This is a genomic window from Massilia norwichensis (assembly GCF_024753245.1).
GTDB lineage: Bacteria > Pseudomonadota > Gammaproteobacteria > Burkholderiales > Burkholderiaceae_D > Telluria > Telluria norwichensis.
In genome coordinates this window covers 1-814 of sequence record NZ_JANUGX010000091.1, presented here as the reverse complement: position 1 = coordinate 814, position 814 = coordinate 1, and the positions used below count along the sequence as shown (strand labels likewise).

Sequence of the window (814 nt, the reverse complement as noted above, 5' to 3'; positions counted from 1 at the left end):
ATATCCGCAGCTTCGGTGACTGGCTTAGCCCCGTTACATCTTCCGCGCAGGACGACTCGATCAGTGAGCTATTACGCTTTCTTTAAATGATGGCTGCTTCTAAGCCAACATCCTGACTGTTTTAGCCTTCCCACTTCGTTTTCCACTTAGCCAATCTTTGGGACCTTAGCTGGCGGTCTGGGTTGTTTCCCTCTTGACGCCGGACGTTAGCACCCGACGTCTGTCTCCCAAGCTCGCACTCATCGGTATTCGGAGTTTGCAATGGTTTGGTAAGTCGCAATGACCCCCTAGCCATAACAGTGCTCTACCCCCGATGGTGATACTTGAGGCACTACCTAAATAGTTTTCGGAGAGAACCAGCTATTTCCAGGTTTGTTTAGCCTTTCACCCCTACCCACAGCTCATCCCCTAATTTTTCAACATTAGTGGGTTCGGACCTCCAGGGCGTGTTACCGCACCTTCATCCTGGCCATGGGTAGATCACCTGGTTTCGGGTCTACACCCAGCGACTGTCGCCCTGTTCGGACTCGATTTCTCTACGGCTCCCCGATCTGGTTAACCTCGCCACTGAATGTAAGTCGCTGACCCATTATACAAAAGGTACGCCGTCACCCCACGAAGAGGCTCCGACTGTTTGTATGCACACGGTTTCAGGATCTATTTCACTCCCCTCCCGGGGTTCTTTTCGCCTTTCCCTCACGGTACTGGTTCACTATCGGTCGATTACGAGTATTTAGCCTTGGAGGATGGTCCCCCCATCTTCAGACAGGATTTCACGTGTCCCGCCCTACTTGTCGTACGCTTAGTACCACCG

At 52.2% G+C, this 814-nt stretch carries 1 rRNA gene; it reads right to left on the bottom strand.

The features are described from left to right. A 23S ribosomal RNA gene (locus tag NX782_RS26265) occupies positions 1-814 on the bottom strand; the annotation flags it as partial.